Here is a 22237-nt window from a genome sequence, read left to right as displayed (position 1 = left end):
ATGTTGTTACGATGTCATTTCTATGTACCTTTTATAATTTTATGAACAGACGTACGGGATAACCACCAGCCTAATATACATTTCGTGAAAAAGAATTATATACTAGATTCCCCGTTACATGCGAGGGAACCCTACTAAAAAAACATCTCATATGAATATGAGATGTTTTTTTAGTTATTCTATTCTTTTAATAAATCTATTAATCCATTCCCTTCAGAGGTACGTTCATATCCTAAAGGTACAGTTCTTTTAATAAGTTGTGCATATATTTCTGGCTCTGATAATTTTCTACCATATTCCCTTTCACACTGCTTTATGAGCAATGCTAACGCTCCAGCGACATGCGGTGTCGCCATAGAAGTTCCACTTAATACCGCATATTTCCCCTCAGGATACGTAGATAATATTTCATCGCCTGGCGCCACTAAATCAATTTCTTGATTTGAATTACTAAAACATGCGATTTTCCGCTCTAAATTGACAGCGCCGACTTCGATTACTTCGGAATAGGCACCTGGGAAATCTAGTTCCTCCGTATTATCATTACAATCTCCATTATTACCCGCAGCACATACAACAAGAACATCTTGCTTTACCGCATTTTGAATTGCTTCATGTAATTTTGGGACGTCTTGCGGGCCACCAAGTGACATTGAAATAACTCTAACTCTTTCTTTATTAGGCCCTCTCCAATTTACAGCATAATGAATCGCCTCAATAATTTGCTCATAACTTCCAGAACCATCTCCTGCTAAAACCTTTAACACTAACATTTTAGCGAGTGGTGCGACTCCTAAAACACCGACACCATTTTCAGTCGCTGCAATTGTCCCAGCTACATGAGTACCGTGTCCGTTATTATCAAGATATATATTTGGATCCCCCTCATAATCTTTCGTGAAATTTCTTCCACCGATAATACGATCCTTTAAATCTATATGATTCATATCACACCCTGTATCTAATACGGCAACAACAATATCTTTTCCTTTTGCACTCTTCTCCCATACTTGTGGAGCATGAATGAGTTGTACACCTGGTGGAATTTCATTTACTTGTTCAACTACCTTATCTACTGTAAAAGGAATCAATTGTATACCTTTTTGTTTATTCGCTGTACTACTGTTCATCGTAATCCCTCCTGAAAATATATTATTTTCATTTCAGACCACTTTTGAAAATGCTTAAATGTAACATTCGTTTTATGCGTTTCATTTTCCTTCCTTAAAAATGTTTCTCAATAAGGCTTACGAATTTTATACTACTCTATTATTTATCTCGTAATTTTTAGACACCAAAATCCGATTGGTACAACCAATAACTAAAATAAAAGGACCATTAAATTGGTCCTTTTATAATTTTTAAAGAATGATATAAAATTTTTAAAATAATATAAATTAAGACTAAATCTCACTCTTGTTTAAAAACTTCTCTATTTCTTTTATTAAATATTTCGCTCCATCTATACTAACAGTAATGTTTCCATTTGCTAATGATATATTTTGATTTGAAACATCACCTGTTATTTGACAAGCATTGTAAGGTTGATATTTTTGTAAAATGACTTTGTCTTCTTCTACGAAAATTTCAAGTGGTGATTTGATTTGTATTCCCAATACATCACGTAATTCTTTAGGAATAACAATTCGTCCTAATTCGTCTACTTTTCGAATAACTCCTGTTGCTTTCATATTACTCCCCCCTTACTTGTTATTAATTTTTCCACCTCGCTTTTTCCATTTTATCACTTTTTGGTAATACCTGCCTCTTTTCAGAAAATTTTGTACTCAAGTTAAAAAAACACATTTAACGAATACGTAATCTCTCTTTCAATTGTTTTAAATAACGAGATCGAATCAGTAAGAAATATACAACTTGAATTCCTACGAAAACACTTAATACAATCGCATTTTCTTTAAATAGTGAGTACTCAAACATCTGTCCGAGTGCAGTTAACGCTACTGCCCCGTGTAATGTTGCAACACATATTGGAACGAAGAATAAAAGTCCCAATCGAATTGTAACTACTTTCAATAATTCTCCACTCGTTAAGCCTACTTTTCGAATCATTTCAAACAAACGAGTATCATCCTCCAAATCAGAAAACAAACGGAAATAAAGGAAGCTTCCTGCACATACGAAAAATACAATACCAATAAAGAAACCTACAAATAGAATTGGTCCTGCAATTTGTAAACTTTGGTTTTGTTCGTACTCTTCTGCACTAAACGTTGTATGTTCTTCATAAGGCTTCATCTGATGCGTTAGTTCTTTACCAACCTCAATTTCATCTTTCGTTCCTTCTGTTTTGTACACATAATCTTTTTCCTCTTTAAATCCATCTTGTAATGCATCATACTGATTGTTAGAGATTACATAAACGTTACCTCTTATTATTTTACTTAATGAAGAAGTATTAACTTTTTTCACTTTTAATGGTTCATTCAAATGCGGCAAAGTAATTTCTTTTCTTTCTTTCATCGGTGGTCCTGGTATATCAACTGCCAAAAATAAAACTTCTTTTTTTGATACCGCATGAAAGGGTTCTCCTGTTAACTTCGCATATTCCTTATAGTCCGATTCCTTTATAAAGGTGGCGCTTCTTAACGACTGCTCCTCCGTTTTCTTCGTTGAAATATTAGTTTTTGAAGCTGCTATACTATGTTTCTTTAATCCTTCGTCAATTATCTTCAAATTCTGAGATTCATTACTATTTCCTTGCTTAGAATGATAGTGAAACGCAATTGGTCTCTCCATAATCGCCTTTGTCATTGATGTAAAGCCAACTAATGTACCTATTGCTGAAAATGCTACAGTTGAAATTATGGTTACAATAAAAAACATTCTTGCGTTATCTCTCATACGGTAAGCTAAATCTGACAACGTAATAATATTTGTCTGTGTCCAATAGAAACGTTTACTTTTTTTACATAGTCTAATAATAAAGACACTCAACTGCTTGTACAGCAAATACGTACCAATAATGACTACGGTTGTAACAGGAATCATCATGATAAATACCATTGCACCGTGTGACATAAGTGCTCCTGCATATCCCGCACTAAGCAATATAACTGCTAATATAGAAGAAATAATGGATGCTTTCGGTTCCGGCTTCGCTTCTGCCGATCCTCTAAACAATTTCATAATTTTATTTTTTCGAATCATTCCTGCACTAAACAATGAAATGATCATAAATAATATAAAAAACATAATACTCGTTACAACAATGGCTTTCATTGGTATGTAATAAGCTAAGGAAATATCTAACTTTAATATCATCGGAGCTACAAATATTAGTATTCCTGAAAATAGCATTCCAGCAAGTATCCCAAAAATAATGGCCCCTATTCCAATCATAATATTTTCAAAGAAAATAAGCCGTTTTAATTGATATTTCGTCATACCTAACATCATTAAAATTCCTAATTCACGCTTTCTCGTTTTTAAAAACATTCCCATCGAATATAAAATAAAGAAAAATGTAAATAAGTAAATAATGGACTGTGCAAAAGACATACTTACGAACACGTACTTGCCCAATTGTCCAGCACTTAATGCCGGATGAAACGCAAAAAATGAATACACAAAAAAGGCCATAATAGCAAATGCACTACTTAAAAAATATGCTGAATATGTTCGTCTATTTCGCGTCACATTCCGATATGCGAGTTCTCTAATATTCATATTACCTCTCCGCCCTTCTGCTAACTATGTTCTGATATTAGTAAAGTACGGAAATACCTTCCATCGATTCAAATGACAAAAACCTTACATTATTGAAAGGTTTCAAAAAAATTGCTTAAACGATGCAGTTTCATTATAATGACTACATTCATATTCATACACACATCCTATTGTATATTCGTTAATTTTGCGAAATAATAAAGGATAGAAGTATGTACCAATATACATATAAACTTATTTACCGCTTTAATATGAATAGGAGGAAAACATAATGACATTACAAGAACAGATTATGAAAGCATTACATGTCCAACCTGTAATTGATCCGAAAGCAGAAATCCGTAAACGTGTTGATTTCTTAAAAGATTATGTAAAAAAAACAGGTGCGAAAGGATTTGTACTTGGAATTAGTGGCGGACAAGACTCTACATTAGCTGGACGTTTAGCTCAGCTTGCAGTGGAGGAAATTCGTAATGAAGGTGGTAACGCAACGTTTATCGCTGTGCGCCTACCTTATAAAGTGCAAAAAGATGAAGACGATGCGCAATTAGCATTACAATTTATTCAAGCGGATCAATCTGTTGCATTTGATATCGCTTCAACAGTTGATGCTTTCTCAAATCAATATGAAAACTTATTAGGTGAATCATTAACAGACTTCAATAAAGGTAACGTGAAAGCACGTATCCGTATGGTTACACAGTACGCAATCGGCGGTCAACAAGGATTACTTGTGATTGGAACAGATCACGCTGCAGAAGCTGTAACAGGATTCTTTACAAAATTCGGAGATGGTGGTGCAGACCTATTACCATTAACGGGATTAACGAAACGACAAGGACGTGCTTTATTACAAGAATTAGGTGCGGACGAGCGACTTTATTTAAAAATGCCAACAGCTGATTTATTAGATGAAAAACCAGGTCAAGCTGATGAAACAGAGTTAGGTATTACGTATGATCAACTTGATGACTATTTAGAAGGTAAAGCAGTTCCAGCTGACGTTGCAGAAAAAATTGAAAAACGTTACACAGTGAGCGAACATAAAAGACAAGTACCAGCATCAATGTTTGATGATTGGTGGAAATAAATAACATATAAAAAAGAAGCTAATCTCATTAGCTTCTTTTTTATATGTTAGCGATACATCCCTACTCTTTTCTCTAGTAAGTCCTGCAAACAATCCTCATGTTGTTGATTAAACAATGGTGGCATTTTATTTAGCGGGAAAAACTTCAAATCCAACGTTTCATCACTGTCTATTTTTTTCTCTCCTCCGGTAATTGAGCATGAAAAAAATATTAAAATTGACTGGGCTCTGTCTCCATTTGGATATGATTGAAAATATTTAGTATATACTCCGATAAGCTCATTTATTTCTACATCATAACCTGTTTCTTCTTTTATTTCTCGAATCGCAGTTTCTGCGGCAGATTCTCCGATTTCCATTGCACCACCAGGAAATCCCCAAGCGTTAAAATCACCTCTTTTTTGTAGCAATATTTCTCCATATTCATTCAATACACAACCACCCGCAAAATTTATGAGAACACAGTCATGCCCTACTTTTTCACGTAATTCTTTTATATAATTAGCCATACTCTTCTCCTTTTCATACATCTTCTATCGTTATTTCTTATCTTTTTCAAGCAAGTCAATAATTCGATCTAGCTTCTGGTTCATATTCATCACATGCTGTTTCTTTGCGGCGTTGTTTTGCAATATTCTTCTAATAAACAAAGTTAATGATAGGAAAAATAAAACGATAAGTCCGATTACTAAGCAAGTATATATCAATGTAAAAATGTTACTTTCGAACAAATTCATTTATATTCCACATCCTTCCACTTTAATTTTATCACATAATTCTGTTTTTTAAAGTGATACATAATAAAAGAGCATCTTTTACAGATGCTCTTTTTCATTCCTTAATACGTAAATGTAATTGTCGCTAATGAATAACCCGCCATTGCACTATATGGTGCTACTTGATATGATACACCCTTTGCACCTTTTGGCCAACTTATCTCATTTAACACTTTCTTTATATCTTGCATTGTCCCATCCATAGACTGCTTATATCGTACTTCTACTTTTTCTGGTTTAGCTGCAAATTGTTGCTGTAATTTTTTCTTAAATTCAATGTAATTTTCTGCCCCATATTGTGCAGACAAATATTTTAAATTTGTTTCTTTTAACATTTGTTCATATGCAGCAGTCTTTGAACTACCCGTTTTTATTTTGTTTGTTAATTCACTGAAGTAGCTTGTAGTTGCTGCCGGATATTTACTACGATCCCATTCATGATCTTTACTTAATTGCTCATCAGACATATTAAAATATGAATATGTTACGCGCCCAGCTTTATCTGGTACTGGATCATCGAATGTCGTATCAAGGTGGTACCATTTGTTTTCAATGTTCACTAAATTCCATGCGTGAGCTTGTCCATTTCCTGTACCTGTTACAATATGATTTTGAATACCTGCTTCTTTTAGTAACTCATATGTTAATAATGTATACCCTTGGCAAACGGCAGAGCGATTCGCTAATGCTTCATATGCTGTATATGCTTGATACGACGTATCATACGATACATGTTTTACAACGTAATCATGAATAGCTTTTACTTTCTCATGCTCATCCATCCCTGGTTTTACAATCGAGCCTATAATCGCTTTCGCCTGAGATTTTACATATTGTGTTTGCTCTTTTGATTCACGGTATTTCACTTGCAGTGTAAACGTATAGTTTCCTGGTAACCCTTTAATAGAATATCTAGTAGACGCTACATTATATTTTACATACTCATCTGCATCTACAATTTTATTAAACTCGCCATACAATTGATCCATAATACTTCTAGCATTTCTATCTTTTGTTTTATATGTGATTGTAATATTTTCTTCTCGATTATCAATCTGTTTTTTTAATTCTTTTCTGAAATCATTTAACAACTTTGTATCTGATTGTGATGTCGCTACAGTTTGATTTGTAGCTGCATAAGATACAGATGACGCGTGTAAGCCCCCCATTACTATAGTTGAACAAAGTACGGCAGCTGTCACATACTTACTTGTCTTTCCCATCTCGTCACTCCTTACATTCTATAACTATACGAAAAAGTATCGTATAGTTTCAGAGTATACAATACTTTTTCGTATAGGTCATATGAGATTATGCATATTTAACATTGTAAAAAGGTTGTTCTTTTTACAAGAACAACCTTCTTCATTAACAAGTTTGTAATACACAACATACATTTTCAAAACGTCGATTTTTTAAGTCTTCATTTCCTATACAGAAATAAAGCATCCCTAAATCTCCCCACATCATATTACAATTTTTAGTATCTGAATCAATTTGGAATAAAAGCGTCATTTGCTGCGGATCTATGTTCATATATTGTCCAGTCTCGTACAATACTTCATCTTGTACAGAGAATGGCTCACCAAATATTTGATGGTTATCGTAGTTGTCTGGGATTAGCTCTTCAAGTAATTGTAAGAAACGATTTGAATCAGCCTCATCTTCAATGAAAAGCTCTGGCAATTTATACGTTAGTTCAAACGTAATTTTACATTGGTTATAATTCGTTTGCAATTCAGCTGCTCTTCGTAATTGCTCTACAGGAACATCATAATAAAGTACACGCCCCGCTTCAGTTGGATTCACATCTTCTGCAAAATAATTTTCAATGCTAAAAAAATATAACATCCCTGTCTTAGGAAGATTATGATCTATACCGACATTTTGTAAATCCTTTAAATTAAATTGAGCGATAAACTGTAACGGATTTCCTTTGTGCGTTGGATATTCAAATGCAACTGGTAAATCAGGAACTCCCCCCATTTTCGAACTACCTATCGCAACTGTTTCCTCCTGCTTTGGCACAACTTTTACACAAGGAAATACAGTATTAATAAGTTCCTCTTTTACATGTGTCAGTCCATATTTATCAATTAATACTTCAATTTGTTTATTCATAAATTCTCCTTATATTCACATACTTATTTGTATCATCGCACAAAAATTATACTCCATTCTTTGTAAAAACAACAAGCCTCCAAAAAAACGGGCTCTTCCTCCATACGCGAACAAGTTTAAAAAAGCATAGTATACATTGTTCCTACAAACACGATAGTTCATTATTTCTTCCAGTACATTTTCCCCTCGTTCATTTTTATTTTTAATTTAAGGAGGAATTCCACATGGGTTACGGATATAGTTGCGGCGGTTACGGTTACGGCGGTAGTTGTGGTGGATGTGGTTATGGAGGTTTCGCTTTATTAATCGTTTTATTTATCCTTCTAATCATCATCGGAGCTAGCTGTTGGGGCGGCTTTGTAGGCTGCTAGTAAATTTAAAAACTATTGTAAAAAAGCACGTACAATACGTGCTTTTTTGCCATTTCCAAATCTTTTATTCGAAAGGAAGTATGTTTAATGAAAATTGATGGTGTTTTTGAAGGAGGCGGTGTACGCGGAATTGCGCATGTAGGGGCAATTTGCGCGTTAGCTGAAAAAGGCTATGAATGGGAGCGTGTAGCTGGAACATCAGCTGGTTCCATTATCGCAGCGCTCCTAGCAGCAGGATATTCTTGTTCAGAGTTAAAAACAATTATAACTGATATTGATTACAACAAATTTACGAAAAAAACCTTTATTGATAGAATCCCGTTTATCGGCAAAGGATTAAGCGCATGGACTACTCTTGGTATTTACTCTAATATTTTTATAGAAGAATGGATTGAAGAATTACTGCGAAAAAAAGGAGTTCACTTATTTACAGACTTGCCTGATTTAAATAAGCTTAAAATTATCGCTTCTGATATAAGTAATGGTAAAATGGTTATCTTTCCTGATGACTTACCGAACTACGGATTTTTAAATTATCGCTTCTCTATCGCTAAAGCTGTAAGAATGAGTAGTACAATCCCCTTCTTCTTTGAACCGGTAAAATGGAGAACTCCAAAATGGAAGCAACCTTGTTATATGGTTGATGGAGGGATTTTAAGCAATTACCCAATTTGGATTTTCGACTCACCTTCCTCTCCTCGCTGGCCAACTTTTGGGCTTCACTTCGTAAAAGATGAGATTCAAGCTGATCCTGCTCACTATAACGAACCTATCTCCATGTTCAAAGGACTATTTAAAACGATGATGCAAGCCCATGATTTACGTCATTTAGATAAGGAATCAAAAGCAAGAACGATTACAATTCCGACCGGGTCCATTACAAGTACAAACTTTGAGTTAACAAAGGAAGAGAAAGATTGGCTTTACAATTCTGGTTATAATGCCGCAAATAAGTTTTTACAATCGTGGAACTTCAGACAATATATTGATGAATATAGAAACGGAAATCAGGACCGAAAAACGAATCGTTATTTCCGTCAACTTGACTCATAACACTATTATTTTTCATACGAGAACACGTAACGCTTTCAAAAAAAAAATAAGCCTAATAATATTATATATATTACTAGGCTTATTTACTTCCTGTATAATTTATTATACGTTGGTTACGGATACGTTAACCCTTCAGCTTCCTCCGCAGTAATAACTGTGTATCGATTTCCTGTTCGTAATCCTAACAATTCCGCTTTTTGAATTGCCTCTTGCTTCGTCTCCGCATAAGCAGCTAAATATTTTTCTCCATTGATAATTTGGCAAATTACATATTGTTTCATTACTTTCTCCTCTTACTTTTTTATTAATTGTGCAAGTTTTTTTATACCTATTTCAATTTCTTCTAACGTTGCGTATGAATAGGATAGGCGCAAAAATTGATTTGCACTTCTATCATACAAAGTACCTGGATTTAATAAAATCTTTTCTTTCAAAGCTTTGTCAAATAAGCTACGGTTCGAAACGGGTACATTCATATGTAACCAAATATAAAAACCACCTGTCGGTTCATACCATGTTGCTATTTCACTACAATACTTCTTTAACATACTCACCATAAAGTCCCTACGTTTTGTAAGCTCACCTCTTACAAACTGTAAATGTTCTTCATACAATCCATCTTTAAACCACTCTGCGGCAATTTGCTGCGATATAGAACTCGATCCATAATCTGTTTGCATTTTTATGTCTGCCAATCTTTGAATGACTGGCTCAGGTCCAACAATCCATCCAATTCTTAATCCTGGACTAATGACTTTAGACATACTTCCAATATGTAGTACGATTCCATTTTTATCATATGCTTTTAAAGGTTTCGAAATAGGAGCATCAAACCATAAGTCTTGATACACTGCGTCCTCTATAATTGGCAATCCAATCTCATTGCATATCTCCATCACTTCTGTCCGCTTCTTCGTATCCATGCTAAAATTCGTTGGATTATGAAAAGAAGGGATTGTATATAAAATAGAAGCATTAAATTGCTTCTTATATTTCGCAATATATGACACATCTAACCCACTCTCATCCAATGGCATTCCAATTAAACGTATTCCTGCTGATTGAAAAACATTGAGAGAGTATAAATATGATGGTTTTTCTAATAAAATTGACGCTCCTTTCGGAAGAAGCCCAATAGCAATAAGTTGAAGCGCTTGAATTGCTCCTGAAACAATCAATATAGAGTCAGGAGATACATGTATACCATGTCCTTTTAAATAGTCCACAATTTGCTTCCTTAAATTAAGATTACCTTTTGGCTGTTCATACCCCAGTATCACGTTTGATTTTAAAAGCTTATTCATTACTACTTTCATCTTTTTTTCAGGTAAAAGACTTGGCGCGAGCTCACCTGTTCCTAAACGAATTACATGCGGATAAAACTCAGCTTGATTAATCTCTTGAATAGCAGGCAGATTCGGATAATGAATTCCTGTTTCTACATAAGACTGCCAATTAGGCGGGGGTGCGTATGTTGAAGTATTCTCATTATTATTTACAACAATTGTTCCTTTCCTGCCATTCCCTTCAATGTATCCCTTTGCGACTAGTTCATCAAAAGCCATTACAATCGTACTTCGATTCACACCAAATGTATGTGCCAAATCTCTTTGTGAAGGTAATTTCGTTCCAACAGTCCATTCTCCATTAACGATTTTTTCTTTTATATACGTTTCTATTTGTTTATACAAAGGAGTCGCTAGAGACGTATTTGGTTTCCAAACGAATCTTTCCATCATATCACCTTACATTCTTTTTGGTTGGCAACCTCCCCAACCGTATGGATGGATACAAATTTTCATTTCTTCTATACAATATACACTATCATAATGAATATAAATAGGAGGTAATATGATGGATGAAGCAATTATTCATGGTATCATTCTTGCATTTGGTCTTATTATTCCATTAGGCGTCCAAAATGTTTTCGTCTTTAACCAAGGTGCGAGCCAACCAAATATTTGGAGAGCAGCTCCGGTAGTATTAACTGCCTCTATATGCGATACGTTACTCATATTAATTGCAGTGCAGGGTGTCTCCCTTGTACTTCTTACTTTTTCTTGGCTAACTAACACGTTATATATGATTGGCTTTTTCTTTCTCCTATATATGGGGTTGGTTATTTGGAGAAGTAACCCTTCCAACGATGTAAAACAAGAAATAAGCATGCCAGTAAAAAAACAAATACTTTTCGCTGCATCGGTTTCATTATTAAATCCCCATGCAATTTTAGATACGATCGGTGTAATTGGAACAAATTCGATTCAATACATAGGAAGTGAAAAATGGGCTTTTACAGTTGCTACTATTATTGTTTCTTGGATTTGGTTTATTTGCTTAGCTTTAGCGGGGAAATTTTTAAAAAGGCTAGACTCAACCGGAAAGACAATCGTATTATTAAATAAATTTTCTGGTCTCATCATATGGGGTGTCGCGCTTTATATGTTAAAACAAGTTATTTATTCCTAATGAACGAAAGAGAATTGCATGTTACTGAAAGCATCATGCAATTCTCTTACAAATTATGAAGTAGGTTCCGGCTTCTGTTTTACCGTCTTTGCATCTTTTGGTGGTTTGATCCAAATAATCGCTATAGCAGCACCGATTCCAGCGAATATACTTGTTAAATAAAATACTTCATGGTCAGCACCTTTCATGAAAAAAGAATATAGAGGTGGTCCAGCTGCTACACCGATAAATCGCATTGAACTATAAAATGACGTAACCGTTCCCCTTTGCTCCTTTTCAATTCCTTGTGTAATTAAAGCATCTAAACACGGGAGCGCCATACCAATTCCTATCCCCATAATAACGAGACAAAGAAGTAGTAAATAAATCCCTTTTATAAATAAAGGAATGATGACTGATGCAGCTGCCATTAAAAAACCAATATAAATACACTTCTTCATCACATTTTGATTATCTCCAATTTTTTTACCAGCCATATATGAGCTAATTGACAGTACAAGTAATGGGATCGCAAGCACACACCCTTTCCATATACCATGAATGTCATACTTTGATTCCAGTATAGTTGACAAATAAAAGAGAATTCCGAATAAAATAAGCATAATAATTGCACCTAATGCAAAAATGGCAATTAACCATCTTCCTTTTTCACGAAACGTAGTAAGAATTGATTTTATAAACTCTTTAAGTGGTGGTACTTCTCCTTCTTGTTTCTTTGCCTTTACTAGAACAAGTAATAAAACAATTGATACTACGCATAAAACTGGAATCGCCCAAAAGGGTAAGAACCATACAATGGCAGCAAGAGCAGACCCTAAAATAGGGCTCAGCACTTTCCCAAATGTATTGGATGTTTCTATGATTCCTAAACCTGTACTAACTTGTTTTTCATCTTTGTATAAATCACCAACACACGGTATAACAACTGGCATTGCACCAGCAGCACCAATACCTTGAATCGCTCTACCAATCAATATCCAAGTGTAGGGATTATCCACTTTCCAAGATACCCAACCAGTTATCGCTCCTCCTATAGCCGCAATCAGCAAACTCGGAACCATTACCATCTTTCGTCCCCATCTATCTGATAAATAACCAGCAATTGGTATAAGTAGAATGGCTACGATAGAGTAAATTGTAATAATCATGGATACTTGAAACGATGAAATATGTAATTTCTTTTCAATAGTCGGCAGGATTGGGATGAGCATTGAATTCCCTAATGTCATAACAAGTGGAACTGATGCAAGCGCAATTAAACAACAGTTTTCTTTTTTTAACATGTTGGCTTCGAAACCTTTCATCATATATTTCTTACCATATAATAGCCCTGCTGGAACGTAATTGTTCATTCCACCAGGGCTATTACATCTTTACTACTTCCCATTTACAACAAAAGAAATTGGGGGAAATATAGTATTATTTCTATTCTTTGAATCCAATTCGCAATATATTCATACCAATTAATTGAAAAAAAAAGAAAGGAAGAATCCTTCCTTTCTCCTATAACCTTCTACAATTAGCGAGTATATCCGCCACCAAGTTGTTGTTCTGCCATCGCTACTAGGCGTTTAGTGATTTCACCGCCTACAGAACCGTTTGCACGTGAAGAAGTGTCAGCGCCAAGTTGTACACCAAACTCTTGTGCAATTTCATATTTCATTTGATCTAAAGCCGCTTGTGCTCCATGTGATGCTAATTGATTAGAATTACGATTTCTAGCCATTACCAATCACCTCCTTATTTATATATAAATTGTGTTAAATTTCAATTTAAATACATGGTAATTTTTGGTTATTTATATTTTTAAAAAAGAGTCTCTACAATGAGAGACTCTTACATCATTTTATATTAAGAAGTTACTACTTCTAAATTTCTATTTGTTAGTACTTTCATTTCTTCTTTTAATATATCTTTCGTATTATTTCCAAACCATTCAAGTGAAGCGAAATGCTCAGTATCTCTCACTTCCTGAATAATCTCATCATAATTTACGATACCTTCAAATAACGGAACCATACCAGTACGACTTCCCGCTGCTGCATATACATTACTCGGTTCAAACACATGTAAATAATCTGCTGACGATATATTCTTAAAATGGTAATGTTGTATCCATGGCTTTAATTGATGAAAGCTGTCTATTGGCTTTGCTCCAGACTCCCATATATGAAGAAAATCAAGATTTATTTTCAAATTCGGATGATTTACTTCGCCTAATAGTTCCAAAGTAGAAGGCAACGTATCCGTTAACGTATTTGGATGTGTTTCTAAAAGTACATACATATTATGCTGAGCAAATAAATCACAAATCATGCGAATACGATTCACATACTCCTTTCTCTCCTGTTCCGAGAAATCCTCACTACCTTTTTGTCCAGCAAACGTACGAATTTTGTTCGTTTTAAACCAATTAGCTAGTATTACAAGTTGTTCACATTTCTCTATCGTTTTTTCAAAATCTGCTGATAATGATATGTCTAAGTAATCACTTATCATCGTAATTTCCAAGGTTTTATCCTTTAAACAATTCAATTCTCGTTCTGTCGTTTCATACTCTTGCATATACAAATTTTGCGCATGAGTCCCCCACAATTCAATTCCTTCAAAACCGTTTTCGTATGCAAATTGAACAATATCAGTAAATGAAATTAATTGATGGCGAAATGAAATGGTACATAGTGAATATTTCATAGGTTTGAACTCCCTTATCTTAAATTCAGTTAGCTTTTTAAAATACTAAGACAGACTCGTTTGATTTCATTTCTTTCCATGATAAAAATTGTTTCTCTAATTCTTCCTTAATTTGCAGTTCAATTGCATTCATTTCATCCAGTTTTTCAACAATTGATAATAACATACCTTTATTTTTCGTCATTGCCATTTTAATTGCACGATACTGTACATTTGTAAATCCTTGTACAATATCCTCTACCCGATCACACCAATAATCAAATTCTTGCTCCGAATATTGCAACGTTTCACGGAAGTACGCAAAGGCATGTTCATAACTATATTTACGAATTGCAAGTACTGGTATTTGTTTTACTGCCGCTACAAGACCAGAAAGTGAATACCCTTCTTCTTCATTTGCCATTTTTATAATTAAGTTTTTCAGCTCCATAGTCAGTTCATTATCGTCTCTTTTGAAAGTTTCTATGAAAAAACGTGCTACCATTTCTGCTGTTGGCTCCCGAATTTCTTCTACATCAATGAAATACCCTCCACCAAATGGGTTATCTTGAACAGAGTGAAGTACTTTTTCTCTTTCCATATTCCCTTCCCAGCGAAAATCAGGATCTAGCATGAACCACTCTTCTTCTTTCTCTGTCTTCGATATCATTAAATAATGTGGAAACGGTTTTTGATGAAATTTATTTTCCCTTTCTGGCAATAGAGACATATCAACCATTACAATGACATAGCGATTCTCTGGCTTATTTTCTACTAATTGTAAAAACGTTTCTACATTGCTATCTTTATCTTTTGCATGATTATACCATTCGTTTACTTTCATACCGTACAACTTTTCGTACCATACTAAATAATGATCATGGTTAATATTTTCCGAATGATATGAAATAATGCCGCCTTCTGTTATATCAAAATCGCCGTCCCATAGTCCAAAATAAAAGGGACGAAAATCTATGTCGCTACGCCTTTTTATAATTTCACAAAAACAACTCACTAAACAATGTACTTTAATTGATGTCATACTCTCATCCACTTTCCTAAAGGTTAGTTATTCACATTTACATCCTGTAACGGCTGTAACTCTTCCATAAAATCAAGCAAAGATCCTACGGTAAGAAATGCTTTTGGGTCTACCTCATCCTCTGGAACGCATAGCATTACATCCATTTCTATGTAAACTATGAGTTGTAACATCATTACCGAATCAATATATAAATCTTGGTTTAAACGCATCGTTTCTTCTAAATGAGTTACATTTTTCAGTTCCATTTTTTCTGTCATAATTTTTAATACAGCATCCTTTAACGCTTCCCGTCTCATGTTGTAACCTCTCCCATCTCTAGTAACTTTCTACTTACTTTTCCAGTTTTATTTTTCGGAATTTCAGTTACTCTTTCAATCTCATGCGGAACTTTATAAGATGGTAAATGCTGCATACACCATTCTCTTATTTGAACTGGATCAATATGAGAGATTACTTTCGCTTTAACAATTTCACCCATCACAGGATGTTTCCCTCGATATACAATTGCCTCTTGAACACCTTCCAATCGAAGCATTGTTTCTTCTACCTCTATAGGAAAGACTTTTAATCCTGAAACGTTAATCACATCATCCATACGCCCCATAAAATGAATGCCACGCTCAGATTTATATCCTAAATCTTTCGTGAAAATTTCCTTATTATTGATTTTCACTACGATTTCTTCCGGTACATTTTCATCTGAACCTATACTTATACTCACATGAGGTAGAGGGTTTCCTAAATCTAAATGGCTTTTCATATCATGACATATACTAATACAACCTGCCTCAGAACAACCGTATTGTTGCATCATATATGTTGTCGTTTCTTTTAGTTTATAAAATAATGCTTCTGGTAAAGGCGCTCCCGATGTCATAATTTTATGAAACTGAAACGTTCCTTGCGGAAAACTCCCCATAATATGTAGCATAAGTGGTACTGCATATATGATATGTTTTTCTGTATTGCGAACTATATTTAAAGCGAATTTAGGATTTTTATTCGTAATGATGATAGGCTTGCTTCCCCTCGTAATTGCAGATAACGTACCACATATTAGTCCGTATGAATGTGAAACAGGAGCCATAATGATTGGCACTTCATCCTCTTCGCAGTTTAAAGCTTCATTATAAGCAGTAATTTCTGTATCAACTTCCGTCCATGCTCTACGAATCAGTTTCGGTTCTCCTGTTGTTCCAGAACTATATTGTAATAAAGAAGGCTCTTCTGCAAAAAAATTCACTACTTCTAATTTCGTAAAATCGCTATTTTCTCCATATAAAATTCCGATACAATTTGCACGCTTTGCCATTTCAATAGCCGTTTCTTTTGGCGTATCTTCATGTATAAGTAACACTGATGATTTCTTTTCTTTTAAGAAAAACACAAGCGTAATAATATCGAATGGATCTTTCAGACAAAGCGCAAATCTATTTCCTGCTGCTTCTTGAAATTGTTCCATTTCCTCATAAGCTTGTAATCTCAAACTAAAATCACTTTTGCTATACTCTTCTTTATTAACGATTAGCATAATTTCCCCCTGTAACAACTGATTTTTGTTTCATAAGTTGTCTTACTCTATACAATGGATTTGAAACTTCATGAACAAGTGATTCCACATCCATATATAATCGCCGTTTTGTTAATTGTTCAGCATAGAATGTAGGTGCATATAATTGAATACTTTTATATCTATCTTTCAAATGTGGGTATTTTTTAAAATGATTTTCAATTTCTTCGACCGCTATCATCCAAAAATTTTCTTCTTTCCATTCATATTCATCCGCAAGTACGAAAGCTAATTCTCCTACATTAAATAAGAACAGTGCATCTAGTACCATCTCTTGTAAACATTCGATACGATCCATTTCAAAGAAATCATTCATTTTTCCATTTGCATACGTTTTATGCATTTGAGTAAAGTCCGGGCATTTATTCATTTCTTTTAAGAATGGACGATAAAACTCAAGTCCTTCATGAAAATCCTTTAATGCAATACGGACAGGTAGCCCTTCTTTATGAACTAAAATCATATTTTGACCGTGTGATTCGAGTGCAATTCCGTGCTCTACAACAAGATGTATAACTGGTATAATCGCTTTTTGAATAAGTAATCGTAGCCAATTTTCTATCCCATATTTGTTTAACCATGCATCAATAACCGGTGTCCCGTCCGTCTCTTTTGCATATAATCCGTTAAAAGGAACTGCATCCTCTTGCTCATCTAAATAATTATGAACACTTTCACGCCAAATACATCCTAATGAACCATATGTGGCTTTCCTATTCGTATCATACGTTACACTCGAAAATTCCTTTAGCAAAATTACACGTGATTCATCCCTTAAATAAGTATCCTGACTTATGACATCACTTAACCAATTCGATATAGCTGGTGCACTCGCAACTGAATATGGTTTCAGCGTACGGAGTGTTGAAGTGTTAAGTATGTTCAGCGATAACTTTACATATGGTCTCTTTGGATTCGTAACATTTCTTAACGTTCTCATAGATTGTTGCGCACAATAATCGTCTGCTGATTCCCCTAAATAAATAATACTTTTATCCTGTATATGATCAGCGTAATTTGGAATGATAAAATTCTCCCACTGCCAAGGATGAACAGGTATAAACACGTACTGTTTTGGATTACATCCCGCACTGTAAATTCGTTCCTTATACGCTTCTAATTTACGCTCGCCTACTTCGCCTTTTAAAGTTTTGTCATAAATCACTTCATTTCCATAACCTACAGTCGCATATTTTTTATGCGCTGCAACCCATATAAGTTTTATTGGCCTCATAAATTCATATCCATATTGAAAATTGTCACGATATTGAAACCCAATGCGCGCTTTATAGCTAGGATGATACGGATGGCCGTCTATTAAATGACTTTCAAACTCATCGTAAGATTTTCGAGTGTATTCTCCCTTATTACATCTTTCATATTGTGCAATCGTGTCTTTAAATATCGTTTGTTCTAATTCGTGAATAAAAGAATCTAATTTCGTTTGTTCTACGTTAACAACCCGAAAAACTTCTTCTAAAAATTGTGAAACTGATTGTATTTCTTGTTTTTCCTCTTGAACTCTTACTATTAATGAATCTATAGAGATGCGTCCAAATGTCATTCGTTCTCTTCCGTAACATTCGTACGTGACAATTCTGTTGTCCTCATCAAGTCCTTGTATAAGAAAAAGAATTTGTTCTTCTTTTTCTATACGAACTGGCGTAATGATCCTCTCATAAATTAACGACTCTACTAATTGACGTAAAACTCTTCTTCGTACTGAAATGTAATCTTCTGATTCAAGCGCTTTCAATATTTTCGTATGATACATGCCCATTCTCATAACCCCCTCTACCTCGCAAAAAATACCATTATTTGTATTACGTGAAATTTTAACGTTATTTATGAACGAACAGCCACTTCTCTAACGAGCGGATTCTGTACCTGTACGTAAATTGCTTGTTCTAAGGGATTACTTAACTCGTCAACATCGAAAAATCTCGTTAATAAATTTGCTTTACATGTCAACTTATCCTCTTCCAACAATTCTCTTAAAAAGGTAGAAGGTTCACGATTATATGGAAGGAACGATTCAAGTACAGTTCTTAATTCCGTGAGGAGAATTTCTTCCCTAATTAATCCAGCTGTACCAAATCCGTTAATGAGTCCAAACATATGATTAAAAATTAAGTAGTAACGAAATCTTTCATCTACAATATAGTCGTCATATAAATTTCCAGTACGTTCTCCAATACCAGCTAACTCATTATTAAGCATCTCTTTCATTGAATTACAGAAATAAAAACCTTGATTATCACGGAAATAATATTTGACCGGATAACCATCCTTTAGCTGAACAACGCTATTTTGCTGATGAGCTTCTAATGCAACACCATACTGTAAATACATCCATACCATAGGCTTTAAAGAAATATTCATATATCGTCTAAACCACTCTAAACTTACTTCTTCACAGCTTCTACTTTCTAAATCTGCTAGGCGGTGAATAATATTTGATAAGCGAGTACGTTCTCCAGGTATAGCATCTTGAACTAGCCCAGCAATTAATGTAGCGTCTTTGGCATGTTCGCTATAAAAAGGATTCTCTCGTATAATGACTTCAAATCCAGATTCTTTTGCTCCGTAATTTAATGTAATAAAGGCTGGATCACAAATAAAATTAAAGCCGGGAAATTTTTCTAACACTTCACCAATAGCCGTATTTAACATTTCCTTCCCTTCAAGACCACTCTCAAGTTCCTTCAATTTATTAATGCGCATTGAATTTGTTACTTTTACTGGAAATGAAAACTTAAGCATATACTTTGAGTCGGGATGATATAACGTCCTAAGTGATGATGTTGCCATATAACACTTACCGGTAGGACCGATATATTCAAGCACCCCTTGCTCTACCCAATCCTGGACGTAAGGTTGGTGTAATAACCATTCTGCCTGAAGCGGATGAATTGGAAGTAATGAATATTCATCTTCATTACAATACTTCGATATAAATTCCTTACTAACCATTTCATCATTACGTAATTCTTCTTTTAAAATTACTGTTGTAGAATCTAATAATAATGATTTTTCATTCACTATACTTTTATGTGCCCGAAAATAATGAAGCTGACATTCTCCTTTTAGTTCTGGAGAATACATTGCACTTTTCCATTCCAAAATACCTTGTCTACTCTTTGGAGTTGGATGAGTTAAATGTCCAAATAATAACGATTGTTCCGCTTCTATAAAGGATGTATGGACACCGTATAATGCAGATGTATCTTCTATTCTCCCTTTCGCAAATTCCTCAATATTTTGACAACTACGAATAACTCGAAGCATAAGTTCAGCAGGGTTCGTCCCTTCTCCGTAATTGATAGACATCTCTTTTATTAAGAATGTTATAACTGTAACGTAATCTGCTTTCATAACAGAATTACTATCTCCCATTTGGTAATAAAATTGTTCTCCAAACAAATGGCGATCTGTTGGTGATTTATATATAACTTCTCCATACAAAGTAATGTTTTGTGCCGATAACCGACAGCATAAATAAGTAGAGCAAGTATCTCTTTGAAATGAATGGTAGAAAATATCCTCTATCCTTTTATCCTCTGTAATCCATTCTCCACTTCCTGTTTCTCTTAAATAACAATTTAAAAAACTTTGTATTGTTGCATGTTCCGCGATTTGTTTCGCATGCTTCATACTTGCCCTCCTCTTTCTATAAACACTATCGGAATTTCATATTACAACTGATAATTGAATTTCGTTATCAATTATGATTCTAATTGATAATGATATTCAATTCAATAGTATATTTCAGAATTTTTTTATCTGATTTAATTTTTCTTGTTTTCCCTCTTTTCTTTAATCTAGTTAAAAATACACGAAAAAAATACTCAGTTTCAAACTACATACTTACTATTTTTCATTAGTGATCTATCCAAAATGGTTAAACAAAAGAGGTATACCTTAATTGGTATACCTCTTTTAAATATAAAGTTTACATAATAATATTATTTATATCTCTCCAACGATATGCTGTTTCTTCTACCTGTAATCTCTCTAAAAATTTCGTATCAATTTTTTCAGGATTAAATTTTTCATAGAAATTTTTAGAAGGATTATTCGTAACGACCCAAACTAAAAGTGATTGCATATCATTGTTTATACATTCCGATAATAAAGCTTGAAGTAACTTTTGTCCTATTTTCATTCCTTGATACTCTTGTAAAAGGTAAATCGCATATAATTCTCCATCGCAATTATATGTACCGGTTCTTTCAACTCCTCCGTCAATGAATCCAATTATTGTTCCATCTAACGTCTCTGCTACAAATCTAAATTGATAATTATCTTCTTGTTGAAAAATGTTTTCCCACTGTTTTTCTCGTTTCTCATATGTTATATTCTCCAAAAATTCGTCAGGGAATATCCCTTTATATGTTGTTTTCCAGCTATCAGCGTGGACCTTTGCTATACCTGGTATATCATCTTTTATCGCTCTTCTAATATGTATCTCCATCATTTTTCCCCCTCGTTTACTCATCATTATATCAATTTACTTCCTTAAAAATCCAAATAAAAAAAGAGTGGATTCACTTCACTCTTTTTTCTTACAATTATCTACTTTCCACTTCAACTGAAACAACACGATCTATCTCTTTTAGTGAGCTATATAACTCAGTTGTATATAAATCTTCTGGAGCTAAAATAACCATTTCCAATTGCTGAAATGCTCCACTATCTATATCTTTAATCTTCACTCGTTTCACATGCATACCTAAATTTTTAATTTGCTTAAATATACCATCTAACTCATGATGCTCTTTAACAGTAATTTTTATAGATAGATCCTTTTGTCTTAATGAATATGGTCCTGCAATTTTCACAAGTTGCGGAAGTACATTAATTGCTAAAATAATTAAAATCATAGCAACCGTCGCTTGTAAATAAAATCCTGCTCCAATCGCAATACCTAAAGCTGAAGCAGCCCACACCATAGAGGCGGTCGTTAATCCAGAAATAACATCATTACTTCTTCGTAAAATAACACCTGCCCCAAGAAAACCAATTCCGCTCACAATTTGAGCAGCTAGACGCATTGGATCCATATTTGTATGCCCTGGAACAGAATACACATGTACGGCTTCAATTGAAACCATCGTAATTAAACAACTTGCTACAGAAATAACCATACTTGTTTTCACACCAAGTGGTTTATTCTTTAGCTGCCTATCTATCCCGATGAATAATCCTAAAAAAAGTGCTAAACCTAATTTGAGTAAAAATTCATATGACATATTTCCATTCTCCTTACTTTACAATGTTTCCCTTGGAATAATTCACTATAACTCTTTTATGATATCAATTCCAGTCTTTTCTATTCATTTAACGTAAAAAACCGAAAAAACATTTGTGACGATGTTTCTC

Annotated in this window: 23 protein-coding genes; 4 read left to right on the top strand and 19 right to left on the bottom strand. The window is 34.1% G+C overall.

All coding sequences use genetic code 11. The features are described 5' to 3' along the window. Nucleotides 1-179: 179 nt before the first annotated feature. From ATN06_RS10145 to ATN06_RS10135, 3 genes are all read right to left on the bottom strand, one after another. Nucleotides 180-1130: a serine protease gene (locus ATN06_RS10145; RefSeq protein ID WP_060630522.1), complete on the bottom strand. Its 951-nt coding sequence runs from the start codon at nucleotides 1128-1130 to the stop codon at nucleotides 180-182. A 273-nt stretch (nucleotides 1131-1403) separates the two neighbouring features. Beyond that, nucleotides 1404-1691 carry an AbrB/MazE/SpoVT family DNA-binding domain-containing protein gene (locus tag ATN06_RS10140; RefSeq protein ID WP_060630521.1) on the bottom strand — a complete coding sequence of 96 codons (288 nt, stop codon included), beginning with the start codon at nucleotides 1689-1691 and terminating at the stop codon, nucleotides 1404-1406. A 115-nt stretch (nucleotides 1692-1806) separates the two neighbouring features. Next, nucleotides 1807-3687 (bottom strand): FtsX-like permease family protein, encoded by a 1881-nt coding sequence (locus ATN06_RS10135; protein WP_060630520.1) that lies wholly within the window; start codon nucleotides 3685-3687, stop codon nucleotides 1807-1809. A gap of 271 nt (nucleotides 3688-3958) precedes the next feature. Here ATN06_RS10135 and nadE point away from each other — a divergent pair, with 271 nt between their 5' ends. Next, nucleotides 3959-4777: an NAD(+) synthase gene (gene nadE, locus ATN06_RS10130; protein WP_000174883.1), complete on the top strand. Its 819-nt coding sequence runs from the start codon at nucleotides 3959-3961 to the stop codon at nucleotides 4775-4777. A gap of 47 nt (nucleotides 4778-4824) precedes the next feature. On the opposite strand, the gene ATN06_RS10125 is transcribed toward nadE, so the two are convergent. From ATN06_RS10125 to ATN06_RS10110, 4 genes are all read right to left on the bottom strand, one after another. Continuing rightward, entirely contained in the window at nucleotides 4825-5286 is a 462-nt protein-coding gene (locus tag ATN06_RS10125; RefSeq protein ID WP_060630519.1) for an NUDIX hydrolase, read from the bottom strand. A 30-nt stretch (nucleotides 5287-5316) separates the two neighbouring features. Further along, complete coding sequence (locus tag ATN06_RS10120) at nucleotides 5317-5514, bottom strand: DUF4083 domain-containing protein (RefSeq protein WP_060630518.1); 198 nt, start codon at nucleotides 5512-5514, stop codon at nucleotides 5317-5319. A 101-nt stretch (nucleotides 5515-5615) separates the two neighbouring features. Beyond that, nucleotides 5616-6776 (bottom strand): transglutaminase domain-containing protein, encoded by a 1161-nt coding sequence (locus ATN06_RS10115; RefSeq protein WP_060630517.1) that lies wholly within the window; start codon nucleotides 6774-6776, stop codon nucleotides 5616-5618. A gap of 145 nt (nucleotides 6777-6921) precedes the next feature. Beyond that, nucleotides 6922-7674 (bottom strand): YwqG family protein, encoded by a 753-nt coding sequence (locus ATN06_RS10110; RefSeq protein WP_060630516.1) that lies wholly within the window; start codon nucleotides 7672-7674, stop codon nucleotides 6922-6924. Between the two features lie 224 nt (nucleotides 7675-7898). Here ATN06_RS10110 and ATN06_RS10105 point away from each other — a divergent pair, with 224 nt between their 5' ends. Together ATN06_RS10105 and ATN06_RS10100 are read left to right on the top strand one after the other, a co-directional pair. Next, a complete protein-coding gene (locus tag ATN06_RS10105; protein ID WP_000540425.1) occupies nucleotides 7899-8045 on the top strand; it encodes a YjcZ family sporulation protein in 147 nt (48 codons plus the stop codon). Between the two features lie 87 nt (nucleotides 8046-8132). Beyond that, nucleotides 8133-9098 (top strand): patatin-like phospholipase family protein, encoded by a 966-nt coding sequence (locus ATN06_RS10100; RefSeq protein WP_060630515.1) that lies wholly within the window; start codon nucleotides 8133-8135, stop codon nucleotides 9096-9098. Between the two features lie 113 nt (nucleotides 9099-9211). Here the strand turns inward: ATN06_RS10100 and ATN06_RS10095 are convergent, their stop codons facing one another. Both ATN06_RS10095 and ATN06_RS10090 read right to left on the bottom strand, forming a co-directional pair. Then, complete coding sequence (locus ATN06_RS10095; protein WP_060630514.1) at nucleotides 9212-9379, bottom strand: DUF3933 family protein; 168 nt, start codon at nucleotides 9377-9379, stop codon at nucleotides 9212-9214. A 12-nt stretch (nucleotides 9380-9391) separates the two neighbouring features. Further along, complete coding sequence (locus tag ATN06_RS10090; protein ID WP_060630513.1) at nucleotides 9392-10834, bottom strand: aminotransferase-like domain-containing protein; 1443 nt, start codon at nucleotides 10832-10834, stop codon at nucleotides 9392-9394. Between the two features lie 118 nt (nucleotides 10835-10952). Between ATN06_RS10090 and ATN06_RS10085 the strand changes: the two genes are divergently transcribed. Continuing rightward, nucleotides 10953-11567 (top strand): LysE/ArgO family amino acid transporter, encoded by a 615-nt coding sequence (locus tag ATN06_RS10085; protein ID WP_060630512.1) that lies wholly within the window; start codon nucleotides 10953-10955, stop codon nucleotides 11565-11567. A gap of 53 nt (nucleotides 11568-11620) precedes the next feature. Here the strand turns inward: ATN06_RS10085 and ATN06_RS10080 are convergent, their stop codons facing one another. The 10 genes from ATN06_RS10080 to ATN06_RS10035 form a co-directional block, all read right to left on the bottom strand. After that, nucleotides 11621-12850, bottom strand: a complete 1230-nt coding sequence (locus ATN06_RS10080; protein WP_060633120.1) for a bacillibactin exporter BcbE — start codon at nucleotides 12848-12850, stop codon at nucleotides 11621-11623. Nucleotides 12851-13086: 236 nt separating this feature from the next. Beyond that, on the bottom strand, nucleotides 13087-13293 hold the full coding sequence (locus ATN06_RS10075; protein ID WP_000113545.1) for an alpha/beta-type small acid-soluble spore protein: 207 nt from the start codon (nucleotides 13291-13293) through the stop codon (nucleotides 13087-13089). A gap of 125 nt (nucleotides 13294-13418) precedes the next feature. Beyond that, on the bottom strand, nucleotides 13419-14261 hold the full coding sequence (gene asbF / locus ATN06_RS10070; protein WP_048552072.1) for a petrobactin biosynthesis 3-dehydroshikimate dehydratase AsbF: 843 nt from the start codon (nucleotides 14259-14261) through the stop codon (nucleotides 13419-13421). A gap of 37 nt (nucleotides 14262-14298) precedes the next feature. Continuing rightward, nucleotides 14299-15282, bottom strand: coding sequence for a petrobactin biosynthesis protein AsbE (asbE, locus tag ATN06_RS10065; RefSeq protein WP_060630511.1), 984 nt, complete (start codon nucleotides 15280-15282; stop codon nucleotides 14299-14301). A gap of 23 nt (nucleotides 15283-15305) precedes the next feature. After that, nucleotides 15306-15581 carry a petrobactin biosynthesis protein AsbD gene (gene asbD, locus ATN06_RS10060; RefSeq protein ID WP_060630510.1) on the bottom strand — a complete coding sequence of 92 codons (276 nt, stop codon included), beginning with the start codon at nucleotides 15579-15581 and terminating at the stop codon, nucleotides 15306-15308. Then, on the bottom strand, nucleotides 15578-16816 hold the full coding sequence (gene asbC / locus ATN06_RS10055) for a 3,4-dihydroxybenzoic acid-AMP ligase AsbC (RefSeq protein ID WP_060630509.1): 1239 nt from the start codon (nucleotides 16814-16816) through the stop codon (nucleotides 15578-15580). The genes asbD and asbC overlap by 4 nt, the downstream gene beginning before the upstream one ends. Then, on the bottom strand, nucleotides 16803-18641 hold the full coding sequence (locus tag ATN06_RS10050; RefSeq protein WP_060630508.1) for an IucA/IucC family protein: 1839 nt from the start codon (nucleotides 18639-18641) through the stop codon (nucleotides 16803-16805). The genes asbC and ATN06_RS10050 overlap by 14 nt, the downstream gene beginning before the upstream one ends. Before the next feature lie 59 nt (nucleotides 18642-18700). Beyond that, nucleotides 18701-20509: a petrobactin biosynthesis protein AsbA gene (gene asbA, locus ATN06_RS10045; RefSeq protein ID WP_060630507.1), complete on the bottom strand. Its 1809-nt coding sequence runs from the start codon at nucleotides 20507-20509 to the stop codon at nucleotides 18701-18703. A 298-nt stretch (nucleotides 20510-20807) separates the two neighbouring features. Beyond that, entirely contained in the window at nucleotides 20808-21356 is a 549-nt protein-coding gene (locus ATN06_RS10040; protein ID WP_140350462.1) for a GNAT family N-acetyltransferase, read from the bottom strand. 70 nt (nucleotides 21357-21426) lie between these two features. After that, a complete protein-coding gene (locus tag ATN06_RS10035) occupies nucleotides 21427-22107 on the bottom strand; it encodes an MgtC/SapB family protein (protein ID WP_000119503.1) in 681 nt (226 codons plus the stop codon). Between the last annotated feature and the right edge of the window lie 130 nt (nucleotides 22108-22237).

The sequence above is a fragment of the Bacillus thuringiensis genome, assembly GCF_001455345.1.
In the GTDB taxonomy this organism is placed as follows: Bacteria; Bacillota; Bacilli; order Bacillales; family Bacillaceae_G; genus Bacillus_A; species Bacillus_A thuringiensis_N.
The sequence above is the reverse complement of the archived record's forward strand: the minus strand, read 5'-3'. Positions and strand labels throughout refer to the sequence as shown.

What these genes read in the sequence shown, in the direction of transcription:
- ATN06_RS10095 (WP_060630514.1), bottom strand. Translation starts at nt 9,379, where the DNA reads ATGAAACAATATGTAATTTGCCAAATTATCAATGGAGAAAAATATTTA.
- ATN06_RS10140 (WP_060630521.1), bottom strand. Translation starts at nt 1,691, where the DNA reads ATGAAAGCAACAGGAGTTATTCGAAAAGTAGACGAATTAGGACGAATT.
- nadE (WP_000174883.1), top strand. Translation starts at nt 3,959, where the DNA reads ATGACATTACAAGAACAGATTATGAAAGCATTACATGTCCAACCTGTA.
- ATN06_RS10105 (WP_000540425.1), top strand. Translation starts at nt 7,899, where the DNA reads ATGGGTTACGGATATAGTTGCGGCGGTTACGGTTACGGCGGTAGTTGT.
- ATN06_RS10145 (WP_060630522.1), bottom strand. Translation starts at nt 1,130, where the DNA reads ATGAACAGTAGTACAGCGAATAAACAAAAAGGTATACAATTGATTCCT.
- asbE (WP_060630511.1), bottom strand. Translation starts at nt 15,282, where the DNA reads ATGACATCAATTAAAGTACATTGTTTAGTGAGTTGTTTTTGTGAAATT.
- ATN06_RS10035 (WP_000119503.1), bottom strand. Translation starts at nt 22,107, where the DNA reads ATGTCATATGAATTTTTACTCAAATTAGGTTTAGCACTTTTTTTAGGA.
- ATN06_RS10120 (WP_060630518.1), bottom strand. Translation starts at nt 5,514, where the DNA reads ATGAATTTGTTCGAAAGTAACATTTTTACATTGATATATACTTGCTTA.
- ATN06_RS10135 (WP_060630520.1), bottom strand. Translation starts at nt 3,687, where the DNA reads ATGAATATTAGAGAACTCGCATATCGGAATGTGACGCGAAATAGACGA.
- ATN06_RS10110 (WP_060630516.1), bottom strand. Translation starts at nt 7,674, where the DNA reads ATGAATAAACAAATTGAAGTATTAATTGATAAATATGGACTGACACAT.
- asbF (WP_048552072.1), bottom strand. Translation starts at nt 14,261, where the DNA reads ATGAAATATTCACTATGTACCATTTCATTTCGCCATCAATTAATTTCA.
- asbA (WP_060630507.1), bottom strand. Translation starts at nt 20,509, where the DNA reads ATGAAGCATGCGAAACAAATCGCGGAACATGCAACAATACAAAGTTTT.
- ATN06_RS10115 (WP_060630517.1), bottom strand. Translation starts at nt 6,776, where the DNA reads ATGGGAAAGACAAGTAAGTATGTGACAGCTGCCGTACTTTGTTCAACT.
- ATN06_RS10100 (WP_060630515.1), top strand. Translation starts at nt 8,133, where the DNA reads ATGAAAATTGATGGTGTTTTTGAAGGAGGCGGTGTACGCGGAATTGCG.
- ATN06_RS10040 (WP_140350462.1), bottom strand. Translation starts at nt 21,356, where the DNA reads ATGATGAGTAAACGAGGGGGAAAAATGATGGAGATACATATTAGAAGA.
- ATN06_RS10090 (WP_060630513.1), bottom strand. Translation starts at nt 10,834, where the DNA reads ATGGAAAGATTCGTTTGGAAACCAAATACGTCTCTAGCGACTCCTTTG.
- asbD (WP_060630510.1), bottom strand. Translation starts at nt 15,581, where the DNA reads ATGAGACGGGAAGCGTTAAAGGATGCTGTATTAAAAATTATGACAGAA.
- asbC (WP_060630509.1), bottom strand. Translation starts at nt 16,816, where the DNA reads ATGCTAATCGTTAATAAAGAAGAGTATAGCAAAAGTGATTTTAGTTTG.
- ATN06_RS10125 (WP_060630519.1), bottom strand. Translation starts at nt 5,286, where the DNA reads ATGGCTAATTATATAAAAGAATTACGTGAAAAAGTAGGGCATGACTGT.
- ATN06_RS10080 (WP_060633120.1), bottom strand. Translation starts at nt 12,850, where the DNA reads ATGTTAAAAAAAGAAAACTGTTGTTTAATTGCGCTTGCATCAGTTCCA.
- ATN06_RS10075 (WP_000113545.1), bottom strand. Translation starts at nt 13,293, where the DNA reads ATGGCTAGAAATCGTAATTCTAATCAATTAGCATCACATGGAGCACAA.
- ATN06_RS10085 (WP_060630512.1), top strand. Translation starts at nt 10,953, where the DNA reads ATGGATGAAGCAATTATTCATGGTATCATTCTTGCATTTGGTCTTATT.
- ATN06_RS10050 (WP_060630508.1), bottom strand. Translation starts at nt 18,641, where the DNA reads ATGAGAATGGGCATGTATCATACGAAAATATTGAAAGCGCTTGAATCA.